18 protein-coding genes, 5 tRNA genes and 5 rRNA genes are annotated in these 25,429 nt (G+C 35.1%); 26 read left to right on the top strand and 2 right to left on the bottom strand.

Annotated features, from left to right (window positions below; translation table 11 throughout):
• The first annotated feature begins 71 nt into the window (after positions 1-71).
• Both rrf (EBB51_RS12560) and EBB51_RS12555 read left to right on the top strand, forming a co-directional pair.
• Positions 72-188: ribosomal RNA gene (gene rrf, locus EBB51_RS12560) — 5S ribosomal RNA — on the top strand.
• 14 nt (positions 189-202) lie between these two features.
• Positions 203-277, top strand: a tRNA-Asn gene (locus EBB51_RS12555).
• Positions 278-403: 126 nt separating this feature from the next.
• On the opposite strand, the gene fsa is transcribed toward EBB51_RS12555, so the two are convergent.
• Positions 404-1,051, bottom strand: coding sequence for a fructose-6-phosphate aldolase (gene fsa / locus EBB51_RS12550; RefSeq protein ID WP_123054763.1), 648 nt, complete (start codon positions 1,049-1,051; stop codon positions 404-406).
• Positions 1,052-1,364: 313 nt separating this feature from the next.
• Between fsa and EBB51_RS12545 the strand changes: the two genes are divergently transcribed.
• The 18 genes from EBB51_RS12545 to disA all read left to right on the top strand — a co-directional run bounded on the left by EBB51_RS12545 (position 1,365) and on the right by disA (position 19,630).
• Positions 1,365-2,504: a glycerate kinase gene (locus EBB51_RS12545; protein WP_123054762.1), complete on the top strand. Its 1,140-nt coding sequence runs from the start codon at positions 1,365-1,367 to the stop codon at positions 2,502-2,504.
• A gap of 152 nt (positions 2,505-2,656) precedes the next feature.
• Positions 2,657-2,773: ribosomal RNA gene (gene rrf, locus EBB51_RS12540) — 5S ribosomal RNA — on the top strand.
• Between the two features lie 6 nt (positions 2,774-2,779).
• Positions 2,780-2,856 (top strand) — tRNA-Ile (locus EBB51_RS12535).
• 4 nt (positions 2,857-2,860) lie between these two features.
• Positions 2,861-2,936: transfer RNA gene (locus EBB51_RS12530), tRNA-Ala, on the top strand.
• 290 nt (positions 2,937-3,226) lie between these two features.
• Positions 3,227-4,739 (top strand): 16S ribosomal RNA (locus EBB51_RS12525).
• Between the two features lie 90 nt (positions 4,740-4,829).
• Positions 4,830-4,906 (top strand) — tRNA-Ile (locus EBB51_RS12520).
• Between the two features lie 244 nt (positions 4,907-5,150).
• Positions 5,151-8,050 (top strand): 23S ribosomal RNA (locus EBB51_RS12515).
• 238 nt (positions 8,051-8,288) lie between these two features.
• Positions 8,289-8,405 (top strand): 5S ribosomal RNA (gene rrf, locus EBB51_RS12510).
• Together the 16S, 23S and 5S rRNA genes with 4 tRNA genes alongside form the textbook arrangement of a ribosomal RNA operon.
• A 14-nt stretch (positions 8,406-8,419) precedes the next feature.
• Positions 8,420-8,494, top strand: a tRNA-Asn gene (locus tag EBB51_RS12505).
• Positions 8,495-8,821: 327 nt separating this feature from the next.
• On the top strand, positions 8,822-10,906 hold the full coding sequence (gene fusA, locus EBB51_RS12500) for an elongation factor G (RefSeq protein ID WP_123054761.1): 2,085 nt from the start codon (positions 8,822-8,824) through the stop codon (positions 10,904-10,906).
• Between the two features lie 140 nt (positions 10,907-11,046).
• Positions 11,047-11,289: a hypothetical protein gene (locus EBB51_RS12495; RefSeq protein WP_123054760.1), complete on the top strand. Its 243-nt coding sequence runs from the start codon at positions 11,047-11,049 to the stop codon at positions 11,287-11,289.
• Positions 11,290-11,346: 57 nt separating this feature from the next.
• Positions 11,347-12,297 (top strand): ROK family protein, encoded by a 951-nt coding sequence (locus EBB51_RS12490; RefSeq protein ID WP_123054759.1) that lies wholly within the window; start codon positions 11,347-11,349, stop codon positions 12,295-12,297.
• 189 nt (positions 12,298-12,486) lie between these two features.
• A complete protein-coding gene (locus EBB51_RS12485) occupies positions 12,487-12,951 on the top strand; it encodes a CtsR family transcriptional regulator (protein WP_123054758.1) in 465 nt (154 codons plus the stop codon).
• Between the two features lie 27 nt (positions 12,952-12,978).
• Positions 12,979-13,497, top strand: coding sequence for a UvrB/UvrC motif-containing protein (locus EBB51_RS12480; RefSeq protein ID WP_123054757.1), 519 nt, complete (start codon positions 12,979-12,981; stop codon positions 13,495-13,497).
• Between the two features lie 12 nt (positions 13,498-13,509).
• Positions 13,510-14,541 (top strand): protein arginine kinase, encoded by a 1,032-nt coding sequence (locus EBB51_RS12475; RefSeq protein ID WP_123054756.1) that lies wholly within the window; start codon positions 13,510-13,512, stop codon positions 14,539-14,541.
• A 19-nt stretch (positions 14,542-14,560) separates the two neighbouring features.
• On the top strand, positions 14,561-17,008 hold the full coding sequence (locus EBB51_RS12470; RefSeq protein ID WP_123054755.1) for an ATP-dependent Clp protease ATP-binding subunit: 2,448 nt from the start codon (positions 14,561-14,563) through the stop codon (positions 17,006-17,008).
• A gap of 192 nt (positions 17,009-17,200) precedes the next feature.
• Positions 17,201-18,556: a DNA repair protein RadA gene (radA, locus tag EBB51_RS12465; RefSeq protein WP_123054754.1), complete on the top strand. Its 1,356-nt coding sequence runs from the start codon at positions 17,201-17,203 to the stop codon at positions 18,554-18,556.
• 15 nt (positions 18,557-18,571) lie between these two features.
• Positions 18,572-19,630 (top strand): DNA integrity scanning diadenylate cyclase DisA, encoded by a 1,059-nt coding sequence (disA, locus tag EBB51_RS12460; protein WP_123054753.1) that lies wholly within the window; start codon positions 18,572-18,574, stop codon positions 19,628-19,630.
• Positions 19,631-19,683: 53 nt separating this feature from the next.
• Here the strand turns inward: disA and EBB51_RS12455 are convergent, their stop codons facing one another.
• The gene (locus EBB51_RS12455; RefSeq protein ID WP_123054752.1) at positions 19,684-20,097 is read right to left on the bottom strand and encodes a DUF1573 domain-containing protein; all 414 of its coding nucleotides are present in this window, start codon (positions 20,095-20,097) and stop codon (positions 19,684-19,686) included.
• A 147-nt stretch (positions 20,098-20,244) separates the two neighbouring features.
• On the opposite strand from EBB51_RS12455, the gene EBB51_RS13720 reads away from it, so the two are divergent.
• The 6 genes from EBB51_RS13720 (at position 20,245) to thyX (ending at position 25,384) form a co-directional block, all read left to right on the top strand.
• Positions 20,245-20,385 carry a hypothetical protein gene (locus EBB51_RS13720; RefSeq protein WP_190285287.1) on the top strand — a complete coding sequence of 47 codons (141 nt, stop codon included), beginning with the start codon at positions 20,245-20,247 and terminating at the stop codon, positions 20,383-20,385.
• Between the two features lie 181 nt (positions 20,386-20,566).
• On the top strand, positions 20,567-21,673 hold the full coding sequence (locus tag EBB51_RS12450) for a PIN/TRAM domain-containing protein (protein ID WP_123054751.1): 1,107 nt from the start codon (positions 20,567-20,569) through the stop codon (positions 21,671-21,673).
• Position 21,674: 1 nt separating this feature from the next.
• Entirely contained in the window at positions 21,675-22,370 is a 696-nt protein-coding gene (gene ispD, locus EBB51_RS12445; protein WP_123054750.1) for a 2-C-methyl-D-erythritol 4-phosphate cytidylyltransferase, read from the top strand.
• A gap of 388 nt (positions 22,371-22,758) precedes the next feature.
• Entirely contained in the window at positions 22,759-24,156 is a 1,398-nt protein-coding gene (gene cysS / locus EBB51_RS12440) for a cysteine--tRNA ligase (RefSeq protein WP_123054749.1), read from the top strand.
• A gap of 59 nt (positions 24,157-24,215) precedes the next feature.
• The gene (locus tag EBB51_RS12435; protein WP_123054748.1) at positions 24,216-24,644 is read left to right on the top strand and encodes a Mini-ribonuclease 3; all 429 of its coding nucleotides are present in this window, start codon (positions 24,216-24,218) and stop codon (positions 24,642-24,644) included.
• Positions 24,641-25,384 (top strand): FAD-dependent thymidylate synthase, encoded by a 744-nt coding sequence (thyX, locus tag EBB51_RS12430; RefSeq protein ID WP_123054747.1) that lies wholly within the window; start codon positions 24,641-24,643, stop codon positions 25,382-25,384. The genes EBB51_RS12435 and thyX overlap by 4 nt, the downstream gene beginning before the upstream one ends.
• The last annotated feature ends 45 nt before the right edge of the window (positions 25,385-25,429 follow it).

Here is a 25,429-nt window from a genome sequence, read left to right as displayed (position 1 = left end):
TAATGTAAATGAGCACCGCAGAGAGAGTTTTGACGCAGTAATGTGAAGCTTATAGCAATTTTTAAAGTAAATCTGGTGGTAATGACGTAAAGGTAACACTCCTTCCCATACCGAACAGGTAGGTTAAGCTTTACAGTGCCGATGGTACTTCAGGGGAGACCCTGCGGGAGAGTAGGTCGCCGCTAGGTGTAAAACATATTGTTCCGCGATAGCTCAACGGTGGAGCATTCGGCTGTTAACCGAAGGGTTGAAGGTTCAAATCCTTTTCGCGGAGCCATTTTTATTTTTTGTAAGGAATATCGCAATAGATGATTACTTAATTATATTTGAATTGAATACAAAAAGGCAGTTATTTGACTGCCTTTTTTATTTACATATTAATTGATAGATTAAGAAAAGACATTTATTTGTCAAAAGCTTCTTTCCAGTCTTTCATAAACTTTTCTATTCCCTGATCAGTTAAAGGATGTTTGATTAATTGTTTTATAATTTTATAAGGTACAGTGGCAATATGTGCACCACAAGCTGCGGCATTTACAACATGCATAGGATTTCTTATACTTGCTGCTATTATCTGTGTTTTTATGTTATGAATTCTAAATATTTTACATATGGAAGATAGTAATTCTATGGAGTTATCAGATATATCATCAACTCTTCCAAGAAACGGACTAACGTAAGAAGCACCTGATCTAGCTGCTAATAATGCTTGACCAGCTGAAAAAATAAGTGTTACATTTGTCTTTATTCCTTCTTTTGATAAAACATTTACAGCCTTCAGACCCTCTTCAGTCATTGGTATTTTTACAACCATGTTTTTATGAATTTTTGCAATTTCTCTACCCTCTTTTATCATTCCATCTGCATCAAGTGCAATTACTTCGCCGCTTATAGGTCCATCTACAATAGAAGTGATTTCTTTTATTACTTCATTGAAATCTTTTCCTTCCTTTGCTATTAGTGAAGGATTTGTAGTAACTCCACAAATAACCCCCATATCATTAATTTCTCTTATTTCATCTACATTTGCTGTATCTATAAATAGTTTCATATAAATTCCCCCCTGATGTTTTATATTTTGTTTGAGATAAGCATCTATAACTAAATTATCAAATATCGTAAGTAAATTTCAACTGTAATTTAACCCTTATATTACAGTTGAAATTTATTTTAAATCACTATTTTGTAGTTTCTCTTCTAATATCTTTTAAATTTGCATTGCAATATTTTTATACTACAAATTACAGCATTTGATATATAAAGTAGTATAATACTAAGAAAACAGAGTTATTTTTTTATAGAGGTATAAATTTAAGCTGGCAGATTGGAAGTTCTAAATATATTGTAAGTTGGGGGGATTAAACATGAAGAAAGGTTTAAACATTTTATTAGCACCGGATTCTTTTAAAGAAAGTATGACTGCGAAAGAAGTCTGTGAAGCTATGGAGAGGGGGATAAAGAAAGTAAATAAAGATGTTAATTGTATACATGTACCTATGGCAGATGGCGGAGAAGGAACAATGCAGTCCCTTGTAGATGCTACGAATGGTAAAGTATACAAGTCAAATGTAATTGGTCCACTTGGTTATGAAATAGAATCACAATATGGAATTTTAGGAGATGGTCAAACTGGAATTATAGAAATGGCAAGTGCAAGTGGGATAGCGCTTTTGCCAAAGGAAAAAAGGAATCCAATGATAACTACTACTTATGGAACAGGAGAATTAATAAGAAATTGTTTAGATCACGGAATAAAAAAACTATTAATAGGTATTGGAGGAAGTTGTACCAATGATGGAGGAGTAGGTGCAATTCAAGCTTTAGGTGGAAGATTTTTAGATGAACATGGAAATGAAATTGGCTTTGGCGGAGGTGAATTAAACAAATTATACAAAATTGATTTAACTAATCTTAACCCTCGTTTAAAAGATCTAAATGTAGAAGTAGCTTGTGATGTAACAAATCCACTTTGTGGGAAAGATGGAGCATCTAATGTTTTCGGACCACAAAAGGGTGCCGCTCCTAAAATGATAGCTATTTTAGATAATAATTTAAGACATTATGCAAATGTAATCAAAGAGCAATTTAAAATAGATGTCATGAATGTACCAGGTGCTGGAGCTGCCGGAGGGTTGGGAACAGCTCTTATTGCATTTTTAAATGGAAAGCTTGAAAATGGAGCAGACATAGTTATTAAATATTCTAAACTGGAGGAAAAATTAAAAGATGCCGATATAGTTTTCACAGGTGAAGGCAGCATAGACTTTCAGACGCAATATGGAAAAACTCCAGTTGGAGTTGCAAGGTTAGCAAAAAAGTATGGGAAACATGTTATAGCAGTAGCTGGAAGTGTTGGAGATGACATAGATATACTTTATGAAAAGGGCATAGATTCAATTTTTAGCATAGTCAGAGGTGTTACAACTTTAGATAATGCATTAAAAAATGGACAAAGCAATGTAGAAAAAACTATTGAAAATATAATGAGGTTGATGAATTTTTAATAAGCTTAAAATAAAGTTAGCAAGTCATGCAATAATTACACTAAATTATGTCTAAAAATTAATAAAAGGTCTATTGACAAAATAATATAAGTCTAGTATAATTTTTAAATGTAATCAGTAGTAATTTAATTACTGTTGATAAGGTAAATATATCTGGTGGTTATTACGTAAAGGTAACACTCCTTCCCATGCCGAACAGGTAGGTTAAGCTTTATAGTGCTGATGGTACTGCAGAGGAGACTCTGTGGGAGAGTAAGTTGTTGCCAGGTTTTAATGGATCTTTAGCTCAGTTGGTTAGAGCAACCGGCTCATAACCGGTTGGTCCGGGGTTCGAGTCCCTGAAGGTCCACCATTATGGGGGTATAGCTCAGTTGGGAGAGCATCTGCCTTGCACGCAGAGGGTCAAGAGTTCGAGTCTCTTTATCTCCACCAAAAAAGCAAGAGATACTTAGTATCTCTTATTTTTTCTTCTATTATGTAGTATTGTTATAAAGAAAATGTAATTAAAATATTTTTGAATTTTATTTAAAATATTTTCTTGACAATACAAATTCAATATGATAACATATTAGTCGTTGTAAATGTTAGTGAACCTTGAAAATCAAACAGAGAAGAGAATAATAAACCAGCAATTCTTTTGAAAGCTGTGAAAACAGCTTAAGAGTAAGTAAATGAGCTTAAATTGAACTTGAAACTCTGAAAAGAGTTTATATATAAGAAATTAAATTGAGAGTTTGATCCTGGCTCAGGACGAACGCTGGCGGCGTGCCTAACACATGCAAGTCGAGCGAGAGAAATTCCTTCGGGAATGGATCTAGCGGCGGACGGGTGAGTAACACGTGGGCAACCTGCCTCAAAGAGGGGGATAGCCTCCCGAAAGGGAGATTAATACCGCATAAAGTTATTTTATCGCATGGTAAAATAACCAAAGGAGAAATCCACTTTGAGATGGGCCCGCGGCGCATTAGCTAGTTGGTAAGGTAACGGCTTACCAAGGCAGCGATGCGCAGCCGACCTGAGAGGGTAATCGGCCACATTGGAACTGAGAGACGGTCCAGACTCCTACGGGAGGCAGCAGTGGGGAATATTGCACAATGGGCGAAAGCCTGATGCAGCAACGCCGCGTGGGTGATGAAGGTTTTCGGATTGTAAAGCCCTGTCTTTTGGGACGATAATGACGGTACCAAAGGAGGAAGCCACGGCTAACTACGTGCCAGCAGCCGCGGTAATACGTAGGTGGCGAGCGTTGTCCGGATTTACTGGGCGTAAAGGGTGCGCAGGCGGATATTTAAGTGGGATGTGAAAACCCCGGGCTCAACCTGGGGACTGCATTTCAAACTGGATATCTAGAGTGCAGGAGAGGAAAGCGGAATTCCTAGTGTAGCGGTGAAATGCGTAGAGATTAGGAAGAACACCAGCGGCGAAGGCGGCTTTCTGGACTGTAACTGACGCTGAGGCACGAAAGCGTGGGTAGCAAACAGGATTAGATACCCTGGTAGTCCACGCCGTAAACGATGAGTACTAGGTGTAGGAGGTATCGACCCCTTCTGTGCCGCAGTAAACGCAGTAAGTACTCCGCCTGGGAAGTACGATCGCAAGATTAAAACTCAAAGGAATTGACGGGGGTCCGCACAAGCAGCGGAGCATGTGGTTTAATTCGAAGCAACGCGAAGAACCTTACCTAGACTTGACATCCCCTGAATTACCTGTAATTAGGGAAGCCCTTCGGGGCAGGGAGACAGGTGGTGCATGGTTGTCGTCAGCTCGTGTCGTGAGATGTTAGGTTAAGTCCTGCAACGAGCGCAACCCTTATCATTAGTTGCTACCATTAAGTTGAGCACTCTAGTGAGACTGCCCGGGTTAACCGGGAGGAAGGTGGGGATGACGTCAAATCATCATGCCCCTTATGTCTAGGGCTACACACGTGCTACAATGGTGAATACAGAGAGATGCAAACCCGCGAGGGTGAGCCAAACTTCAAAATTCACCTCAGTTCGGATTGCAGGCTGAAACCCGCCTGCATGAAGCTGGAGTTGCTAGTAATCGCGAATCAGAATGCCGCGGTGAATGCGTTCCCGGGCCTTGTACACACCGCCCGTCACACCATGAGAGTTGGCAACACCCGAAGTCCGTGGGGCAACCGTAAGGGGCCAGCGGCCGAAGGTGGGGTTAATAATTGGGGTGAAGTCGTAACAAGGTAGCCGTAGGAGAACCTGCGGCTGGATCACCTCCTTTCTAAGGAGTCGTAAGATAGTTAATTCTATCTTAAAAGACTGGTTTAATGTCGATACTCTGTTTGATGCACTAATGTTTATTTTTTTTTGAGGGCTTATAGCTCAGCTGGTTAGAGCGCACGCCTGATAAGCGTGAGGTCGATGGTTCGAGTCCATTTAAGCCCACCATTTGTTCTTTGAAAATTGCACAGAGAAAATAAGTTAAAAGTAAAGCATATTCATGTATATTTATTCTAAAAAGAATATTTATACTGAATGAAGATTAATATAATTAATCGTACTTTGTAGAATTAAAAGATTCTTATAGTTATAGTTGGTGTAATAATATATCAACTAACAAACAAACATTAATAATAGTGTATAACTTATTATTAATGAAATAAAAATTGCTTATAGCAATTTTTAACTTAAAGGTCAAGCTACAAAGGGCGCATGGTGAATGCCATGGCACCAGGAGTCGAAGAAGGACGTGATAAGCTGCGATAAGCTTCGGGTAGGCGCAAATAGCCTGTGATCCGGAGATTTCCGAATGGGGAAACCCACATGACTAACGTCATGTACTTTAAACTGAATTCATAGGTTTATAGAGACAAACCCGGGGAACTGAAACATCTAAGTACCCGGAGGAAGAGAAAGAAAAATCGATTTCTTAAGTAGCGGCGAGCGAAAGAGAAAGAGCCCAAACCAGGAACTTGTTCCTGGGGTTGCGGGTAGATCATAAACACTTTTATTTCCTAATTGAAGAGAGCTGGAAGGCTCCGCCGCAGAAGGTAAAAGCCCTGTAAATAAAAAGAAATTTAAGTTAGATCTATTCCAGAGTACCACGAGACACGTGAAACCTTGTGGGAAGCTGGGAGGACCACCTCCCAAGGCTAAATACTACCTGGTGACCGATAGTGAAGCAGTACCGTGAGGGAAAGGTGAAAAGAACCCCGGAAGGGGAGTGAAATAGAACCTGAAACCGTGTGTCCACAACCGGTCGAAGCACATTTAAGTGCGACGGCGTGCTTTTTGTAGAACGAGCCAGCGAGTTGCGGTATGCAGCAAGGTTAAATACTTAAGGTATGGAGCCGAAGGGAAACCGAGTCTGAATAGGGCGACTAGTTGCATGCTGCAGACCCGAAACCGAGTGACCTATCCATGGACAGGATGAAGCGGAAGTAAAATTCCGTGGAGGTCCGAACCGCGTTGGTGTTGAAAAACCATGGGATGAGCTGTGGATAGCGGAGAAATTCCAATCGAACTCGGAGATAGCTGGTTCTCCTCGAAATAGCTTTAGGGCTAGCGTCGAGATTGAGTAATGGAGGTAGAGCACTGAATAGGCTAAGGGCTGAAAACAGTTACTGAACCTTATCAAACTCCGAATGCCATATACTCGTATCTCGGCAGTCAGACTGCGAATGATAAGATCCGCGGTCAAAAGGGAAACAGCCCAGATCATCAGCTAAGGTCCCAAAGTGTAAGTTAAGTGGTAAAGGATGTGGGATTTCTAAGACAACTAGGATGTTGGCTTAGAAGCAGCCACTCATTTAAAGAGTGCGTAATAGCTCACTAGTCGAGAGATCCTGCGCCGAAAATGTCCGGGGCTAAAACTTACCACCGAAGCTATGGACTCGAAAGAGTGGTAGAGGAGCTTCCTGTATGGATTGAAGCTGTACCGTAAGGAGCGGTGGACTGTACAGGAGTGAGTATGCTGGCATAAGTAGCGAGAAATAAGTGAGAATCTTATTGGTCGAAAACCTAAGGTTTCCTGGGGAAGGCTCGTCCTCCCAGGGTTAGTCGGGACCTAAGCCGAGGCCGAAAGGCGTAGGTGATGGACAATTGGCTGACATTCCAATACCGCCAGCTTCCATTTGACAGATGGGATGACGCAGGAGGATAGGATGTGCACACTGTTGGATGTGTGTCTAAGCACTTAGACGTGCCCAGAAGGTAAATCCGCTGGGATTAGTTGAGGTGTTACAGGGATTTCTTTTCTAAGAAAGAAGTATCCGATTCCACGCTGCCAAGAAAAGTCTCTATGGAGGAAACTGGTGCCCGTACCGCAAACCGACACAGGTAGGTGAGGAGAGAATCCTAAGACCATCGGAAGAATTGCTGTTAAGGAACTCGGCAAATTGACCCCGTAACTTCGGGATAAGGGGTGCCGTCCTTACGGACGGCCGCAGAGAATAGGCCCAAGCAACTGTTTAGCAAAAACACAGGTCTCTGCTAAAGCGAAAGCTGAAGTATAGGGGCTGACGCCTGCCCGGTGCTGGAAGGTTAAGGGGAATACTTAGCGCAAGCGAAGGTATGAACTTAAGCCCCAGTAAACGGCGGCCGTAACTATAACGGTCCTAAGGTAGCGAAATTCCTTGTCGGGTAAGTTCCGACCCGCACGAATGGCGTAATGATTTGGGCACTGTCTCAACAGCAAATCCGGCGAAATTGTAGTGCAAGTGAAGATGCTTGCTACCCGCAGTTGGACGGAAAGACCCCGTAGAGCTTTACTGCAGCTTAACATTGAGTTTCGGTATTGTCTGTACAGGATAGGTGGGAGACTTAGAAACTAGGGCGTCAGCCCTAGCGGAGTCATCCTTGGGATACCACCCTGACAGTACTGAGATTCTAACCGGAGGCCATGAAACTGGCCACGGGACATTGTTAGGCGGGCAGTTTGACTGGGGCGGTCGCCTCCTAAAAAGTAACGGAGGCGTCCAAAGGTTCCCTCAGAACGGTTAGAAATCGTTCGAAGAGTGCAAAGGCAGAAGGGAGCCTGACTGCGACACATACAGGTGGAGCAGGGACGAAAGTCGGGCTTAGTGATCCGGTGGTACCTCGTGGGAGGGCCATCGCTCAACGGATAAAAGCTACCTCGGGGATAACAGGCTGATCTCCCCCAAGAGTCCACATCGACGGGGAGGTTTGGCACCTCGATGTCGGCTCGTCGCATCCTGGGGCTGAAGTAGGTCCCAAGGGTTGGGCCGTTCGCCCATTAAAGCGGCACGCGAGCTGGGTTCAGAACGTCGTGAGACAGTTCGGTCCCTATCCGCTGCGGGCGCAGGAAATTTGAGAGGAGCTGTCCTTAGTACGAGAGGACCGGGATGGACTGACCTCTGGTGTACCAGTTGTTCCGCCAGGAGCACGGCTGGGTAGCTATGTCGGGACGGGATAAACGCTGAAAGCATCTAAGCGTGAAGCCCACCTCAAGATTAGATTTCCCATAGCACAAGCTAGTAAGACCCCTTGAAGAACACAAGGTTGATAGGTCAGAGGTGTAAGCATGGCAACATATTCAGCTGACTGATACTAATAGGTCGAGGGCTTGACCAAATTAACTTAAATCATTTAATTTGACTTTTAACTTAACTGTGCAATTTTGAGAGAACAATTTCTCAATAAAAATGATATACACAATATGCAATATGTATCAATTAGCAATAAAAATTGATAGAAGCGAGCAAGACAATGAAAAATTTGAGTGAGGAGCGGAGTTTACTATAATGTAAATGAGCACCGCAAGGAGAATTTTGAAGCAGTATTGTGAAGCTTATAGCAATTTTTAAATAGATCTGGTGGTTATGACGTAAAGGTAACACTCCTTCCCATACCGAACAGGTAGGTTAAGCTTTACAGTGCCGATGGTACTTCAGGGGAGACCCTGCGGGAGAGTAGGTCGCTGCCAGGTGTAAAACATATTGTTCCGCGATAGCTCAACGGTGGAGCATTCGGCTGTTAACCGAAGGGTTGAAGGTTCGAATCCTTTTCGCGGAGCCATTTTTATTTTTTGTAAAAGTTGATATATGTAGCTGTAGAATTAAGAAAGAGTACTTAATTTTATAGCTTTTATTTTTACGGTTTAATCAATATAATCTAATATATAAAGCAAAATTTATCGTTGAGTTAAGAAGTAATAGTTCTTAACTAAATAACAAATTCCAACTCTGTCAATTGTCCTCTGTCATCTGTTTTTATGTTTTCTGTTCTCTATTTATGTAAATATTACCCTAATTAAAGTATTTAGAAAATTTAATTAACTTAAGAGGATTTTTAAAGTTGAAGTAGAATTATATATTTAAGTGAAAGTGAGAGGAGGAATTACTTATGAAAAATTATGCAACTAAAAATCTAAGAAATATAGGTATAATAGGTCATAGTGGTTCAGGAAAAACTACTTTAACAGAATCAATACTTTATTACACAAAAGGTACAGATAGATTTGGTAGAGTTGAAGATGGCAATACTATTAGTGATTATGATGCAGAAGAAAAAAAGAGAACAATTTCTATAAATACATCCATAATACCTTGTGAATGGAATAGTGTAAAAATTAATTTAGTTGATATGCCAGGGTATTTTGATTTTATTGGAGAAGTTTATGAAGGACTTAAGGCTGTAGATGTAGCTGTAATCGTTACGTCAGGCGTATCAGGAATACAAGTAGGCACTGAGAAGTCATGGGAATATATAAATAAATGTAAACTTCCACGAGCATTTTATATAAATAAACTTGATAGAGAAAATTCTAATTTTGATAAAGTATTTAAAGGATTAAATGACAAGTTTGGAATGTCAGTTGTCCCTGTACAATATCCTATAGGAAATGAGGAAAACTTTAAAGGTGTAGTAAATGTAATATCTGGTAAGGCTAGAATTTTCGATTACAAAACTAAATCAATGAAAGAAGTTGAAATACCTGAGGAGCTTATTTCAAAAGTTGAAGAATGCAAAAACATGATAGTAGAAGCTGTAGCAGAGACAGATGAAGAATTACTTGACAAGTATTTTAATGATGGAGAATTAAGTGATGATGAAATATATAATGGACTCATAAATGGATGTGCTCAAGGTGATATAGCTCCAGTTATGTGTGGATCAGCAGTAAAGATTATTGGGATTGAAACCCTTCTCGAGGATATAGTTGAATGTTTTCCTTCTCCCGAAAAGTCAGCAAGTTTAGGGGCAAGGTATGCTAAGGATGATTCTAGGTTAGAAGTCAAGATAGATGATAAATCTCCACTATCTGCTTTTGTATTTAAAACTATAGCAGATCCTTTCGTTGGTAAGTTATCTCTCTTCAGGGTAATGACGGGCAAAATGACATCAGACTCGGTTGTATATAATTCTCAAAAGGATAAAAATGAAAAAATAGGAAGTATGTATTACTTAAAAGGAAAACAACAGATACCAACTAGTGAAATTACAGCAGGAGATATAGGTGCTGTTTCAAAATTACAATTTACGACAACTGGGGATACATTATGTTCTAGAGATATGTCTATAATATTCGACAAAGTTGAATTTCCTGAATCTGTAATGTCAATGGCAGTATTACCTAAATCTAAAAATGATGAGGATAGAATATCAAATGGCTTAAATAAGCTTATGGATGAAGATCCAACATTTAAAGTGTCACAAGATGTAGAAAATGCTGAAACTATAATTTCTGGGCTTGGAGAAACTCACTTAGATGTAATAGCATCCAAACTTAAAACAAAGTTTGGAACAGACGTTGAACTGCAGGTACCAAAAATTCCTTATAGAGAAACTATCAAAAAGACCTCAGATGTTCAAGGAAAACATAAAAAGCAGTCCGGCGGACATGGTCAATATGGTGATGTTGTAATCAAGTTTGAACCTAGATGCGATGGTGAGACAGATTTGATGTTTGTGGATAAAGTAGTAGGGGGAGTTGTTCCAAGACAGTATATACCAGCAGTTGAGAAAGGACTAAAAGATTGTGTGAAGCATGGGGTACTTGCAGGATATCCAGTTATAGGATTAAAGGCTACACTTCATGATGGCTCTTACCATTCGGTTGATTCATCTGAAATGGCTTTTAAAGTTGCAGCTTCAATAGCTTATAAAAAAGGACTTACGGAAGCTAAACCTATATTGTTAGAACCTATAATGCATGCTGAAATAGTAGTACCTGATGAATACATGGGAGATATAATAGGTGATATAAATAAAAAGAGAGGTAGAGTTTTAGGAATGGAACCCTGCGGAAACAACCAAAGGATAATAGTAGAAGTTCCTCAAGCAGAAATGTTTAAGTATGCTACTGATTTAAGATCTATGACTCAAGCAAGAGGAAACTTTAGTATGAAGTTCGAAAGATATGAAGAAGTTCCGGAGGTTGAGGCAAAGAAAATAATATGTAGTAAAAAGGTAAAACTTGCCGAATGATTTACAAAGGCGCTGTTAAAATTTAATGGCGTCTTTGTTTGACTTTTATTTAGTGATAAATTATTGAATATTTTAAGAGTATATGACAGAAAATAATCTTATTATTTAAATTGAAAATTTTATTTTTGAGGAGATGCCTTATGTCACAATATCAGATAGATATAAATGGTAAAATACGTTTAATGGATTATAGCAGTATTGACGATTATATGGCTATAGTTAATGAAAATGATAATCTTTTAGTTACTTTCGACGATAATAATGATAATGAAGCTAAAATGATTTATAAAATATTGGAGAAAAATAGATTTAATGTAGTTTCATCAGTAAAAAATCCAAATGGTAAGTATTATATAAATGCTACCAAGAAATACTATGGATAGGAGGTTAATTTGTACGTAAAAGATAAAAAGTAACTTTATGTGTTGGAGGTAAATATTATGGAAAAAGATAAATACATAGTTGGAATAGATCTAGGTGGAACAAAAATAAGTGGTGCTGCTGCCGATAGTAGTGGAAATATAGTAAGCAGGTATAAGACACCTACTAATTCCCAAAAAGGCAGCGATGAAGTATTTAAAAATATAAAAAGCGTTATTGATCAAGTTATTGAAAAGTCAAGTCTTAAAATAAGCGATATAAAGTCAATAGGGATAGGCTCTCCAGGACCACTTGATGTAAAAAAAGGTGTTATTTTAAAATCATCTAATTTACCATTTAAGAATTTTGAGCTTGTGAAAAAGTTGGAAGATAGTTATGGAATAAAGACTTACCTGGAAAACGATGCTAATGCAGCAACTATAGGTGAATTTATGTTTGGAGCAGGAAAAGGCAGTAAAAACATGCTGTATGTTACTGTAAGTACTGGTATAGGGGGAGGTGCTGTATTAGATGGAAAACTTTACGAAGGAAACACTTGTAATGCACTTGAAATAGGTCATATGACAGTATTGCCAGATGGGCCTAAATGCAATTGTGGAAATTATGGATGCCTTGAAGCTGCAGCGTCTGGAACAGCTATAAAAAATCAGGCAGTACAAGCCATCAAGGATGGAAAGGATACTTCACTTTCAAAGTATGAAAAGGTTACTTCTTTTGAGGTCTTTAAAGAAGCAGCAAATGGAGATGAGGTGTCTAAAAATATATTAGACAAGAGTCTTGGATTCTTAGGAATAGGAATAGCTAACTTAGTTACCATATTTGATCCTGAGATTATAGTAATAGGCGGTGGAGTTTCGAAAGGTGGACAAATAGTTTTTGATAAAATCAAAGAAGTTGTTGAAAAAAGGTGCTTTGCTTCAATGGCTAAATCTTGCAAAATAGTTAAAGCTGGTTTAGGTGATGATAGTGGATTAGTTGGTGCAGTTGCCACTGCAATAGTAAAAGGTTAATTTACATAGATATACTATAATAGATAGTAAATGAAAGAAAATGTGGATTATATAATAGATAATATTATATAATCGATATTTTTTATCATAAAATGCATAATTTAATGGAATGTTAATATTGAAATTATAAAGCAAAAATATTATTATGTAACTAAGGTCAAAGAAAGGCAAAGTCAAGAAGGTGATTTTATGGCAAGGTTATCAGATGTAATAGAAGATTTTATAAAACAAGCGATGGATAACAGTCAAGAAAGTGAACTCCAAATAGTTAGAAATGAACTTGCAAATTATTTTAGCTGTGCCCCTTCACAAATAAATTATGTACTTACAACGAGGTTTACTGTAGATAAGGGATATTATATAGAAAGCAGAAGAGGCGGTGGAGGATGTATAATAATAAAAAAGGTGGAAATGAATGACAATAAGTCACTTGCTGAAATTATAAATGATAAAATTGGTGAAAGTATAACATATAATTCTTCTATTCAAATAATAAATGGGTTACTTGAGTCAAAGATTATCACTAAGAGGGAGGCTTATATATTAAAAGCAGTTATTAATGATAGGACTTTAATTAGTTTCCAAGAAAATAAAAACATACTAAGAGCCAATATTCTAAAAGCTGCAATGCTAGTAGTATTGAGCGATATATAATTTTTATGTAATTAAGAGGTGGTATTTATGCTTTGTGAATCTTGTAAAAAAAATGAAGCTACTGTTCACATAACTAAAATAATAAATGGTGTTAAAAAAGAACTTAATTTATGTGAAAAGTGTGCAAATGAAAATGGGGAATTTAATTTTGTTCCTCAAATAGATTTTTTTTCAGCACCATTTACTTTTCAAAATGTGTTAAGTGGAATGATGGATTATATAGGTAATTCTAATAATACAGCTCAGTATAATTTCAATGTCACTTGCAGTAATTGTAATTTGAACTTTGAAGAGTTTAAGAGGACAGGTTTAGTTGGATGTAGTAATTGTTATAAAAACTTCGGCTCAACTTTAATTCCTATAATAAAAAGAGTACAGGGTAACCTAGAGCATACTGGTAAGATACCTAAACGAGTTGGTAAAAACCTTATACACAAGAACAAGTTATTAGAGTTAAAGAATGAGCTCCAAAAATGTATAGATAATGAGGAATATGAAAAAGCAGCTAAAATTAGAGATGAGATAAAAGAAATCAATAAGGAATAGGAGATGTGTGTTATGGAGAATTGGATCAAATCGAGTAATGATAATAATAAACTTGTACTTAGCAGCAGGATAAGGCTTGCCAGAAATATTGATACAGCTCCTTTTCCACATAGATTAGATGAAGAAAGAGGAAGAAAGATAGTAAAGTTAGTAGAAGATGCATTTTATAAATCACAGGCAATAAACGATAAATTTAGTACTAAATATTTATGGCAAAATGATGCTGCTTCTAATAGGATTTTTTTTGATAAACATCTTATAAGTAAAAATCTTTTAAATAATAGTAGTAAAAGTGCTTTTATTGTGGATAATGATGAAACTACTAGCATAATGATAAACGAAGAAGACCATATAAGAATTCAATGTATAACAGCAGGATTAAATTTGGAAGAGGCATATGACTATTGCGATAAGATAGATGATTTATTGGAAGAGGACTTAAATTATGCATTTGATGAAAAGTTAGGATATTTAACTTCTTGTCCTACTAATGTTGGAACTGGTCTTAGAGCATCTGTTATGGTTCATTTACCGGCATTGTCACTTAGCAACAAGATAGCAGGTATATTAAATGCAATAAGTCAAGTTGGTATGACTATAAGAGGACTATATGGTGAGGGTTCGAAAGTTTATGGTAACATTTATCAAATATCCAATCAGGTAAGTTTAGGACTTAATGAAAAAGAAATAATCAACAACTTGAGTGGAGTTGTAAATCAAATTGTAAATGAAGAAATTATAGCGAGAAATACTATGTTTAAAACCTATAAATATAGTATAGAAGATAGAATATATAGGGCATTAGGCATATTAAAATCGGCTGTACTTTTAAATTCAGATGAATGCTTAAAATTTTTATCTGATGTAAGATTAGGAGTTGAAATGGGAATAATTAAAGATGTTGATTTAGTTATGTTGAATGAACTATTAGTAAAAACACAGTGCCTTTTAATTAATGATTCAAAACCTCGAAATTCGGCTGAAGAAAAGATGAGTTTTAATAGAGCAAAGATTGTTAGGGAAACCTTAACTCAGAATAAATAAAAAGGAAGGTGAGAAGAGTATGATGTTTGGAAGGTTTACTGAAAGAGCTCAAAAAGTATTGTTTTACGCTCAAGAAGAAGCACAAAATTTACGACATGGATATGTAGGAACAGAGCATATACTTTTAGGGATATTAAGAGAAGATGGTGCAGCTAAAGAGCTAATTAATAGTATAAATATAACAGCAGATGATGTAAGAAGATTGGTGGAAGAATATGAAGGAAGAGGTGATATGGATTTATATAAGAATGAAATACCACTTACTCCTAGAACAAAAAGGCTTTTAGAATTAAGTTTATTTGAAGCACGTAATTTGAATCATAATTATATTAGTCCTGAGCATATATTACTGGCGCTTATAAGAGAAGGTGAAGGTGTTGCTTTTACTATTTTAAATAATCTTGGAGCAGATTTTGATAAGCTTAGAAAAGAGTTAATAGATGTACTTTCTGGAGAACAAAATACATCAAACGGAGACGTGAACAAAAATGCGGGTGAATCTACACCAACATTGGATCAGTTTGGCAGAGATTTAACAAACATGGCTAAAGAAGGTAAGTTAGATCCTGTAATAGGAAGAGATAAGGAAACTCAAAGAGTACTTGAAATATTATGTAGAAGGACTAAAAATAATCCATGTCTTATAGGGGATCCTGGAGTGGGAAAGACAGCTGTAGCTGAAGGCTTGGCTCAAAGAATTATGTCTGGTAATATTCCTGAAATACTCAAAAATAAGAGAGTTGTTACCCTAGAATTGTCATCCGTAGTTGCTGGCTCAAAATATAGAGGAGAATTCGAAGAGAGATTAAAGAAAGTTATGGATGAAATAAGGAAGTCAGGTAATATAATATTGTTTATAGATGAAATTCATACCATAATAGGGGCAGGAGCAGCAGAAGGAGCTATAGATGCATCTAATATATTGAAGCCTGCACTAGCAAGGGGAGAAATTCAATGTATTGGTGCTACAACTATAGACGAATACAGAAGGTATATAGAAAAGGATTCAGCTTTGGAGAGAAGATTTCAACCTATAATTGTAGGTGAACCTACTAAGGAAGAAGCTGTACTCATATTAAAGGGACTTAGAGACAAATATGAGGCACACCACAGAGTAAAGATAACAGATGAAGCTATAGAAGCAGCAGTTAACTTATCTGACAGGTATATAACTGATAGATATTTGCCTGACAAGGCTATAGATTTGATGGATGAGGCAGCGGCAAAAATTAGAATTGAAAATTTAGTTGCTCCACCTGATTTAAAGAACTTAGAAAGTGAATTAGACAATGTAACAAAGGAAAAAGAAGATTCCATAAGAGTTCAAGATTTTGAAAAAGCTGCTAGACTAAGAGATAAAGAAAAAGAAATGAAAAATAAGCTGGAAAATCTGAAGAAAAATTGGAAAACTGAAAAGGAAGTATCAAATCTTACTGTAGGTGAACCGCAAATAGCAGCGGCAGTATCAAGATGGACCAATATACCGGTAGAAAAACTTACCGAAAAAGAATCTGAAAGGTTATTAAAGCTTGAAGAAATACTTCATAATAGAGTTATAGGACAGGATGAAGCTGTAAAATCCATAGCAAGAGCTGTTAGGAGAGCTAGAGTTGGATTAAAGGATCCTAAGAGACCTATTGGCTCATTTATATTCTTAGGTCCTACAGGAGTTGGAAAAACTGAACTATCTAAAGCACTTGCAGAGGCAATGTTTGGTGATGAAAATAATATGATAAGGATAGATATGTCAGAATACATGGAAAAACACACAGTATCTAGACTTATAGGATCGCCTCCAGGATATGTTGGTTTTGAAGAAGGAGGACAGCTTACCGAAAAGGTTAGAAGAAATCCTTATTCCGTAGTATTGTTTGATGAAATAGAAAAAGCTCATCCAGAAGTATTTAATATATTACTTCAAATACTTGAAGATGGAAGACTTACAGATGGAAAAGGAAAAACTATAAATTTCAAAAATACTATAATAATCATGACTTCAAATGTTGGAGTATCCACTATAAAGAGACAAAAATCCATGGGATTTGCACTTGATAATAGTTCAGCATCTAAGGATGAATATGAAAAAATGAAAGATAACGTCATGGAAGAACTTAAGAGATCATTTAGACCTGAATTTTTGAATAGAATTGATGATATAATAGTATTCCATCAGCTTCAAGAGGAAGATTTGAAGAAGATAGTAGGACTCATGTTAAAGACAGTTTCAAAGAGGCTTGAAGAGCAGGGTATAAAGATAAAATTTAGCGAAGAGTCTCAAAAATTTCTTGCAAAGCAGGGAACAGATTTAACTTATGGGGCAAGGCCTTTAAGACGTGCTATAACTAAAACTGTAGAAGATAAGCTTTCAGAAGAAATGTTAAAAGGCAATGTTAAAAAAGGTGATATTGTTAAGGTTGATGTAAACAATGATGATTTAGAATTTGTAAGTTGTAATGAGAATGTTTAATATAATACTATCAAGTCCATTTAGTGTATACTATGGATTTGATAGTATTTTTATAATTTTGAATTGATATATTTAAATTAGTTTAAGAATAAATTATAATGAAGGAAATATTTTTATAACTTTTAGTTATTATCAGCAATAAAAGGAAATAATAATAAACGGTTATAATTTGAGCGATGGGTGGTAAAATTAATGGCAAAAAACAAAAGCATTTTTGTTTGTCAGGAATGTGGATATGAATCGTTAAGATGGCTTGGTAAGTGCCCTAATTGTAATACATGGAACAGTATGGTTGAAGAAGCAAAAGAGGAAAAAAGCTCTTCTAAATTGAGTACTGCATTAGACAGTGTACCGCGCAGCATAACAAGTATAAAATCTGGAGAATATGAGAGACTTGATACTGGAATATCTGAGTTAAATAGAGTGTTAGGTGGGGGGGTAGTTAAAGGATCACTTACATTGATATCAGGTGCACCAGGTATAGGAAAGTCAACGTTACTTCTACAGACAGCAAACAATATTGCCAATAAATATGGTAAGGTATTATATGTATCAGGAGAAGAATCTGAGGAACAGATAAAGATGAGGGGAGATAGATTAAATTCTCTATCAGAAAATCTTTACATAATTTCTGAAACCAATATGGAAAAAATCGAGGAACATATAAAAAATACAAATCCAATATTTGTTGTAATTGACTCAATACAAACGCTTTTTAAACAGTCTATGACTTCAGCACCGGGAAGTGTATCTCAAGTACGACAAAATTCTAACGATATTATGCGTATAGGCAAAACAAAAAATATACCATTTTTTATAGTAGCACATATAACAAAACAAGGAGAATTAGCAGGACCAAGGGTGCTAGAACATATGGTAGATACTGTACTTTCTTTTGAAGGCGAAAGGACTGAAGAATTCAGAATACTTAGAACCATAAAAAATCGTTTTGGTAATACTAGTGAAATTGGTGTATTTGAGATGTCCCAAGAAGGATTAAGGCAAATATCAAATCCATCAGCTGCATTCCTAGAGGAAACAGGATTTCAAAAAGAGGGCTCTATTGTAATAGGGATAATTGAAGGAACAAGACCAATATTAGTTGAAATACAAGCTCTTGTAACTGAAACTAAAGCAGTCATACCAAGAAGAACAGCTGTAGGAGTTGACAGTTCAAGATTGAGTTTAATATTAGCAGTTTTAGAAAAAAAACTGAAAGTCTACTTTTACAATTGTGATGTTTATGTTAATGTAGTAGGTGGGCTCAATATAGATGGAACTTTTGGAGACTTGGGGTTGGCATTGGCTCTTTTGTCCAGTGTTAAATCAAAGGCAATATCACTTGAAAGGCTTATTGTAGTTGGAGAAATAGGACTCACAGGAGAGGTAAGACCTATTACCTTTTGTGACAGACTTATAAATGAGGCAGAAAAGATGGGGTTTAAAAATGCTATAATACCATTTAGAAATAAGGGTAAAATAAAAAATAAAAATATTGATGTAATTGGGGTATCTTCTTTGGTAGAGGCAATAAATAAAGTTTTTTAGTATAGGGTGATAATATTGAGATTAGAAAAGGATAAGGAACTTATGGGTATCCTTAAGCTTTTAGCACCAGGTACCCAGCTTAGAGATGGACTTGAGAATATTTTAAGGGCAAAGACCGGTGGATTAATTGTATTAGGTGACAGCGAGCAGATATTAAAAATAGTAGACGGAGGATTTAAGATAAATTCTGAATACAGCCCATCTTATATATACGAACTAGCAAAGATGGATGGTGCAATAGTTTTAAGCAGCGATTTAAAGAGAATAGTTTGTGCAAATGCCCAACTTATACCTGAATCGAACGTACAAACATTTGAGACTGGTACTAGGCACAGAACTGCAGATAGAGTTGCTAAGCAGCTAGGAGCTATAGTCATTGCTATATCACAGAGAAGAAATATAATAACAGTATATAAGGGCAATATTAAGTATGTACTAAGGGACAGCAGTGTTATTTTAGCAAAAGCAAATCAAGCGCTGCAGACTTTAGAAAAATACATTTCTGTATTAGATAGGGTTGTAGTTAATCTTAATGTTCTTGAATTTCAAGATTTAGTTACTCTATTTGATGTTATGACAGCAATTCAAAGAACTGAGATGGTTATGAGGATAGTTTCGGAAATAGAAAGATATATATGTGAGCTTGGCAATGAAGGCAGACTTATTTCTATGCAGCTAAATGAGCTAATACGAAGTGTTGAAGAAGATGGTATTTTCTTAATAAGAGATTACTGTCGAGATGATATGAATTATGACGAAATATATAAAAATATTCAGAAGATGACATCAGAAGAAATACTAAATTTAGATTGTATATCAAGAGCATTAGGCTATGTGGGTGTCCCGCTTGTCGATACACTAATATCACCGAGGGGTTATAGGATGCTTAATAAGATACCGCGAATACCTTCAAATGTAATAGAAAACCTTGTTAAAAATTTCAAACAATTGAAGGGAGTAATGGAAGCTTCCTATGAACAGCTTGATAATGTTGAAGGTATAGGTGAAGCAAGGGCAAGGGCTATAAAAAATGGTTTAAGACGTTTGAGAGAACAAATAATGATTGATAAATAAAGTCTTAAATTAGCACAAATTATTAATTTGTGCTAATTTGACCTTGAAAAGTTTTACCTAAAAGTATATTTTCCAAGAGTATTCATCTTATCATATTCCTTAAGTATAATGTCAAATAAGTTTAAGTCTAAAATATTACAAAGAGATGCAAGGTAAAATAAATTATTACCTATTTCCTGCCCTATTATATCTCTGCAGTTATCGCAAAGCTTGCCATTTACGTGAGATTTTAGACATTTTTTAATATCATTTATATCTATATCATCTTTCTCAATTTTCTCAATTGGCAAGTGCTGTTTATCTGCATTTATCTTTATGCACCCGCAACTTGTGACAGACTTGGCAATTGCCCTATTAATTCTTCCATTGGATTCTTGAAATTTAGTCATTATATCGATAATACTCCTATGTCTGAGTAATGATTCATTTACTGAATTTTGAAAGTTATCAAAAATTACATCTTTCATGAGGTTCAACTCCTTATAAAGATTTAAGTTAATATTATAAGTTAATTATAATTTTCCCCAGATAATTTTGTCAACAAAGCATAGTACAAATTTCAAATTCAATTTATATAATAAATCAAGAATGTGTTTATTAATAGGGGGACTATTATGTTAAATAAAAATAAGGAAGGTGTATTTATACCCAGATATGGAGCAAGTATCATAGAAGGTGCAGAAAGTTACTGCAGTAGTGATTTAAAATTGAGAAATAAAAATATTATTGGAAGCTCAAAGTATGCTTGCAAGTGAAATTCAACTTGTATTAAATACCAAATTTGAGGAAACAATGATTAAAATAAGACAATTAGGTAAATAATTTATTAAATAGTTGCAGTTTTATTGAAAAATTTAATTTATTAATATATATTAGGTATTAATAGATTTAAAAATACAAAAATTGTTAATAATTAGGATAGAGGAGGTGAGGCTGTTGCTTAAAAAAGTTTTAAAAGGCCTTTTTACAATTATAGGTTTAATATTAGGATACTTTATGGGTGAAATGATAATTCATACAAGCTATTTTGACAAACTTGGATACTTTAGCAATAGTCCTATAAGAACAGCATTATTTTTACTTTTGTGTACTGCAGCATTTGGAATTATATTATTTTTGATATCCCCTTGGATTAATTTTATTATAATAAAGACTATGGATTATATAGAAAAGAGTTTACAAAGGTTACCAGCAACAGAAATGTTGTTTGGAACAGCAGGAGCAATACTTGGACTTATTATTTCAGCCTTGTTTGTAGATCTTTTGGCTAGAATTCCAGTAATAGGTGCAGTTTTAGCTGTACTTGTAGCAATACTTATGGCTGTTCTTGGAGCCAATATTGCAATTAAAAGAAGAGACGAGCTAGCAACATTAGTTTCAAATATAACATTAAGAAGAAATACTCCTAAAGAAAAAGATAAAAAAACTAAAGTTAAATATAAGGGTGATCCAAAAGTTTTAGATACCTCGGTCATAATAGATGGAAGAATATTTGATATATGTCAAACTGGATTTGTTGAAGGTACTTTAGTAATACCTAATTTTGTTTTAGCAGAACTTAGACATATAGCAGATTCATCTGATGGGCTTAAGCGTAATAGGGGTAGAAGAGGATTAGACGTGCTTAATAAAATACAAAAGGAACTGAATATAGATGTTAAAATTTACGAGAAAGATTTCCCTAACATACCAGAGGTAGATAGTAAGCTTTTAAAGTTAGCTCAAGTTTTAAATGGGAAGGTTATAACTAATGACTATAACTTAAATAAAGTAGCAGAGTTTCAAGGGGTTCCTGTTTTGAACATAAATGAATTAGCCAATGCTGTAAAACCTGTGGTACTGCCTGGAGAAGAAATGAAAATACAAATAGTGAAAGATGGTAAAGAATCTGGACAGGGAGTAGCATATTTGGATGATGGTACAATGATAGTTGTTGAGGGAGGTAAGAAATATATAGGACAAACAAAAGATGTAGTAGTTACTTCCGTATTACAAACAGCAGCTGGAAGAATGATATTTGCTAGACAAAAGGATGATGTATAGTATGAAAAAAAATTATGCGATTATTTTAGCAGCTGGAAAAGGCACAAGAATGAAAAGTAGTATCAATAAACAGTTTTTAAATATAGATGATAAACCAGTTTTGTATTATTCATTACATAAGCTTTCCAAAAATAAATTTATTGATGGAATGATTCTAGTGTGTGGAGAAGATAAAATAAATTATTGTAGGAAAAACGTCATAGAAAAATTTAAAATAGAGAAAGTAGTAGATGTAGTTAAAGGTGGAGATGAAAGGCAGGATTCTGTTTTAAATGGTCTTAATGCAGTGCCAAATCATGAATGTAACATAGTTTTAATTCATGATGGCGCAAGACCGTTTATAGAAGACAGCGTTATAGAAAATGGTATAAAATATGCAGAAAAGTATGGATCATGTGCCTGTGGAGTTCCACCTAAGGATACTATAAAGATAATAGACAAGACCGGTTTTTCTGTGGATACTATTGACAGAAGTAAACTTTTTTGTGTACAAACACCTCAGTGCTTTGATTATAATTTGATACTTAAGTGTCATAGGAAGTTAAAGCTTCATAGGGTTAAGTTTACAGATGATACGGCTGTAGTTGAATACTATGGGAATAAAGTTTATTTGTACAGTGGAAGTTATGATAATATAAAAATTACTACGCCGGAAGATTTAATTACGGCAGATAGTATAATTAGAAAACGTAAATAAAAACATAGGACAGTGAAGGAGGATTTTTTGCTAACGCAAAAGAATCTTTAAATTTACAGAGATTTAGAACTTAAGTTTCAGTGAAAATTTTATTTTTACTGGAACTGTATTTTTTTACACTTACTTGGAGGACTGGTAAGCCCGCAGACCGATAGATCATAAAGGTAGTTATACTTACCACCTTCTCCAAAAAACTTAATAAAGGGTTTCCAGTTTTATTTTGAAATTATATCTTCTCTGTCAATTGTCCTCTGTCCTATGTTCTCTGTTTTTATATTTAAAATAGGGTTAAATAAGTTATAATAATATGTTAAAATGTTTAATAGAATTATTTAATTAAATATAGCATGTGTAAAAATATTATACGTGAAAATAGGGGGAAATACTGATGAAAGTTTTTAATACAATGACTAGAAAAAAAGAAGAGTTTGTTCCCTTAAAAAAAGGGCAAGTAGCAATGTATGTATGCGGCCCAACTGTATATAATTTTTTTCATATAGGTAATGCGAGAACATTTGTAGTATTTGATACTGTAAGAAGATATCTAGAATACAGGGGATACAAGGTTAAATTTGTTCAAAACTTTACTGATATAGATGATAAGATGATAAAAAGAGCGAATGAAGAAAATATAACAGTAAGGGAACTAGGAGATAAATTTATAAAAGAATATTATAAGGATGCAGATGCTCTCAACATAGAGAGGGCAACAGTAAATCCTAGAGCAACTGAATATATAGATCAAATAATAGAGTTTGTATCTGACCTTATAGATGCTGGATATGCTTATGAGGTAGATGGAGATGTATATTTTAGTACTAAAAAATTTAAGGGATATGGTAAACTTTCAGGACAAAATTTAGATGAGCTTCAATCAGGAGCTAGAATAGATGTGGATGATAGAAAAAAAGATCCTATGGATTTTGCAGTATGGAAAAACCAAAAAGAAGGAGAACCAGCATGGAAGAGTCCATGGGGTATGGGAAGACCTGGATGGCACATAGAATGCTCATGCATGGCTTATAATTTACTTGGAGAAACGATAGATATACATGCAGGAGGAGCTGACTTAGTATTTCCGCACCACGAAAATGAAATAGCCCAAAGTGAAGCTAGAACGGGTAAAACATTTGCAAACTACTGGATGCATTCTGCATTTGTAAATATAAATAATCAAAAGATGTCAAAATCTCTTAATAACTTTTTTACTGCAAGAGAGATATTAGAGAAGTATGATGCTGATGTTTTAAGATTGTTTATGCTCTCTGGGCACTATAGAACTCAGATTAACTTTAGTATTGAGCTTTTAGATTCAACAAAGTCGGCACTAGACAGACTATATAATTCAATTACAAATTTAGAAAGTTTGTATGACAAAGTAATTTTAGAAGATCTAACAGAGGATGAAAATAAATATATAGAATTATTAAGTAAATACAAAGAAAAGTATATAGAAAAGATGGATGATGATTTCAATACTGCTGATGCTATATCTGTAATATTTGATTTAATTAAGGACGTAAATACAAATGTAAATATAGGTTCTTCTAAGAAACTTATAAAATATTGCCTGGACTTAATAAGAGAATTAGGGGCGCCATTGGGAATACTTCAAAAATCTAAAAAAGGTAATCTTGAAGATCAAATAAAGGAATTAATAGAAAAGAGAGAAGAAGCTAGGAAAGATAAAAATTGGGCTCTCTCAGATAAAATAAGGGATGAATTAAAAACCCAAGGTATAATACTTGAAGATACATCAAACGGAGTTAGATGGAAAAAACTATAAATGTTAAATATTATTTAAGTAGGTGATAAGATAAATAATATGCAGATTGGAGAAATTAAATGGATTTTACCTTGTTAAAAAATAAATTCGTAAAAAAAGATGTAAAAAACTTAAATCCGCTGGTACTTGCATTTATTGGGGATGCAGTATATGAGGTATTTATAAGGACATATCTGGTTGAAAAAAATAGGAATATGTCAGTTCACAAGCTCCATGTAAAAGCTATAGAATTTGTTAAAGCACATGCACAAAGTGAATTTATAAAAAATATAGAGCAGGAACTTACGGAAGAAGAATTATGTATTTTCAAACGCGGAAGAAATTCTAAGTCTGGTACAGTTCCTAAAAATGCTGATGTTCGAGAATATAGATACGCAACTGGATTTGAAACTCTTATAGGATTTCTATATTTGACAAATGAAGAAGAAAGATTAAATTACCTACTGAAGCTTATAATAGATTTAAAGATGATGGAGGATAAAAAATGACTTTAAAAGTTAAATTGATTGAATACACACCCAATCCTGAAAAGGTAGTGGCAGAAGCGGCAAAATTGTGTTATAGTCCTGTTGGAATAGATGAAATTGAAGAAAGTCTAACTCAAGAAAAAATAACTAAATTTTTAGATAAATTGATGTCATATGGTCATGAATCGGTAGTTGAGCATGTTTCATTTACATTTGGAATTGAAGGAGTTTCAAGGAGTCTTACACATCAATTAGTTAGGCATAGAATAGCATCGTATTCGCAGCAAAGTCAAAGATACGTTAAATTAAATGAATTCAAATACATAGTACCTCCTGAAATAGAGAAAGATAAGGATGCAAAGACTATATTTATAAATACTATGAATAATATAAAAAAATCGTACGCTGATTTATCAGAAATTTTGAATAAAAAGTATATTGAACAAGGAATGAATCCTAGAGATGCTGAAAAAAAATCAATAGAAGATGCAAGGTATGTTTTCCCAAATGCCTGTGAAACTAAAATTGTAGTTACAATGAATGCAAGGAGTTTATTTAATTTCTTTAAACACAGATGTTGTAACAGGGCGCAGTGGGAAATAAGGCAGTTGGCTTATGAAATGTTAACTGAGGTTAAAAAGGCAGCACCAGTACTATTTAAATACTGCGGTCCATCTTGTGTAAACGGACCTTGCCCTGAAGGCAATATGACATGTGGTAAAATTGAGGAAGTTAGAGCTAAGTATAAAGAAGGTGATTAATTGCAGAAGAAAAAGCTATTTAGAGATGGAAATAGATCCGTAGAA

Origin of the sequence: Clostridium sp. JN-1 (assembly GCF_003718715.1) — a bacterium.
GTDB lineage: Bacteria > Bacillota > Clostridia > Clostridiales > Clostridiaceae > Clostridium_AV.
Note: the sequence above shows the minus strand (reverse complement) of the source record. Positions and strands in the feature narration are given on the sequence as shown.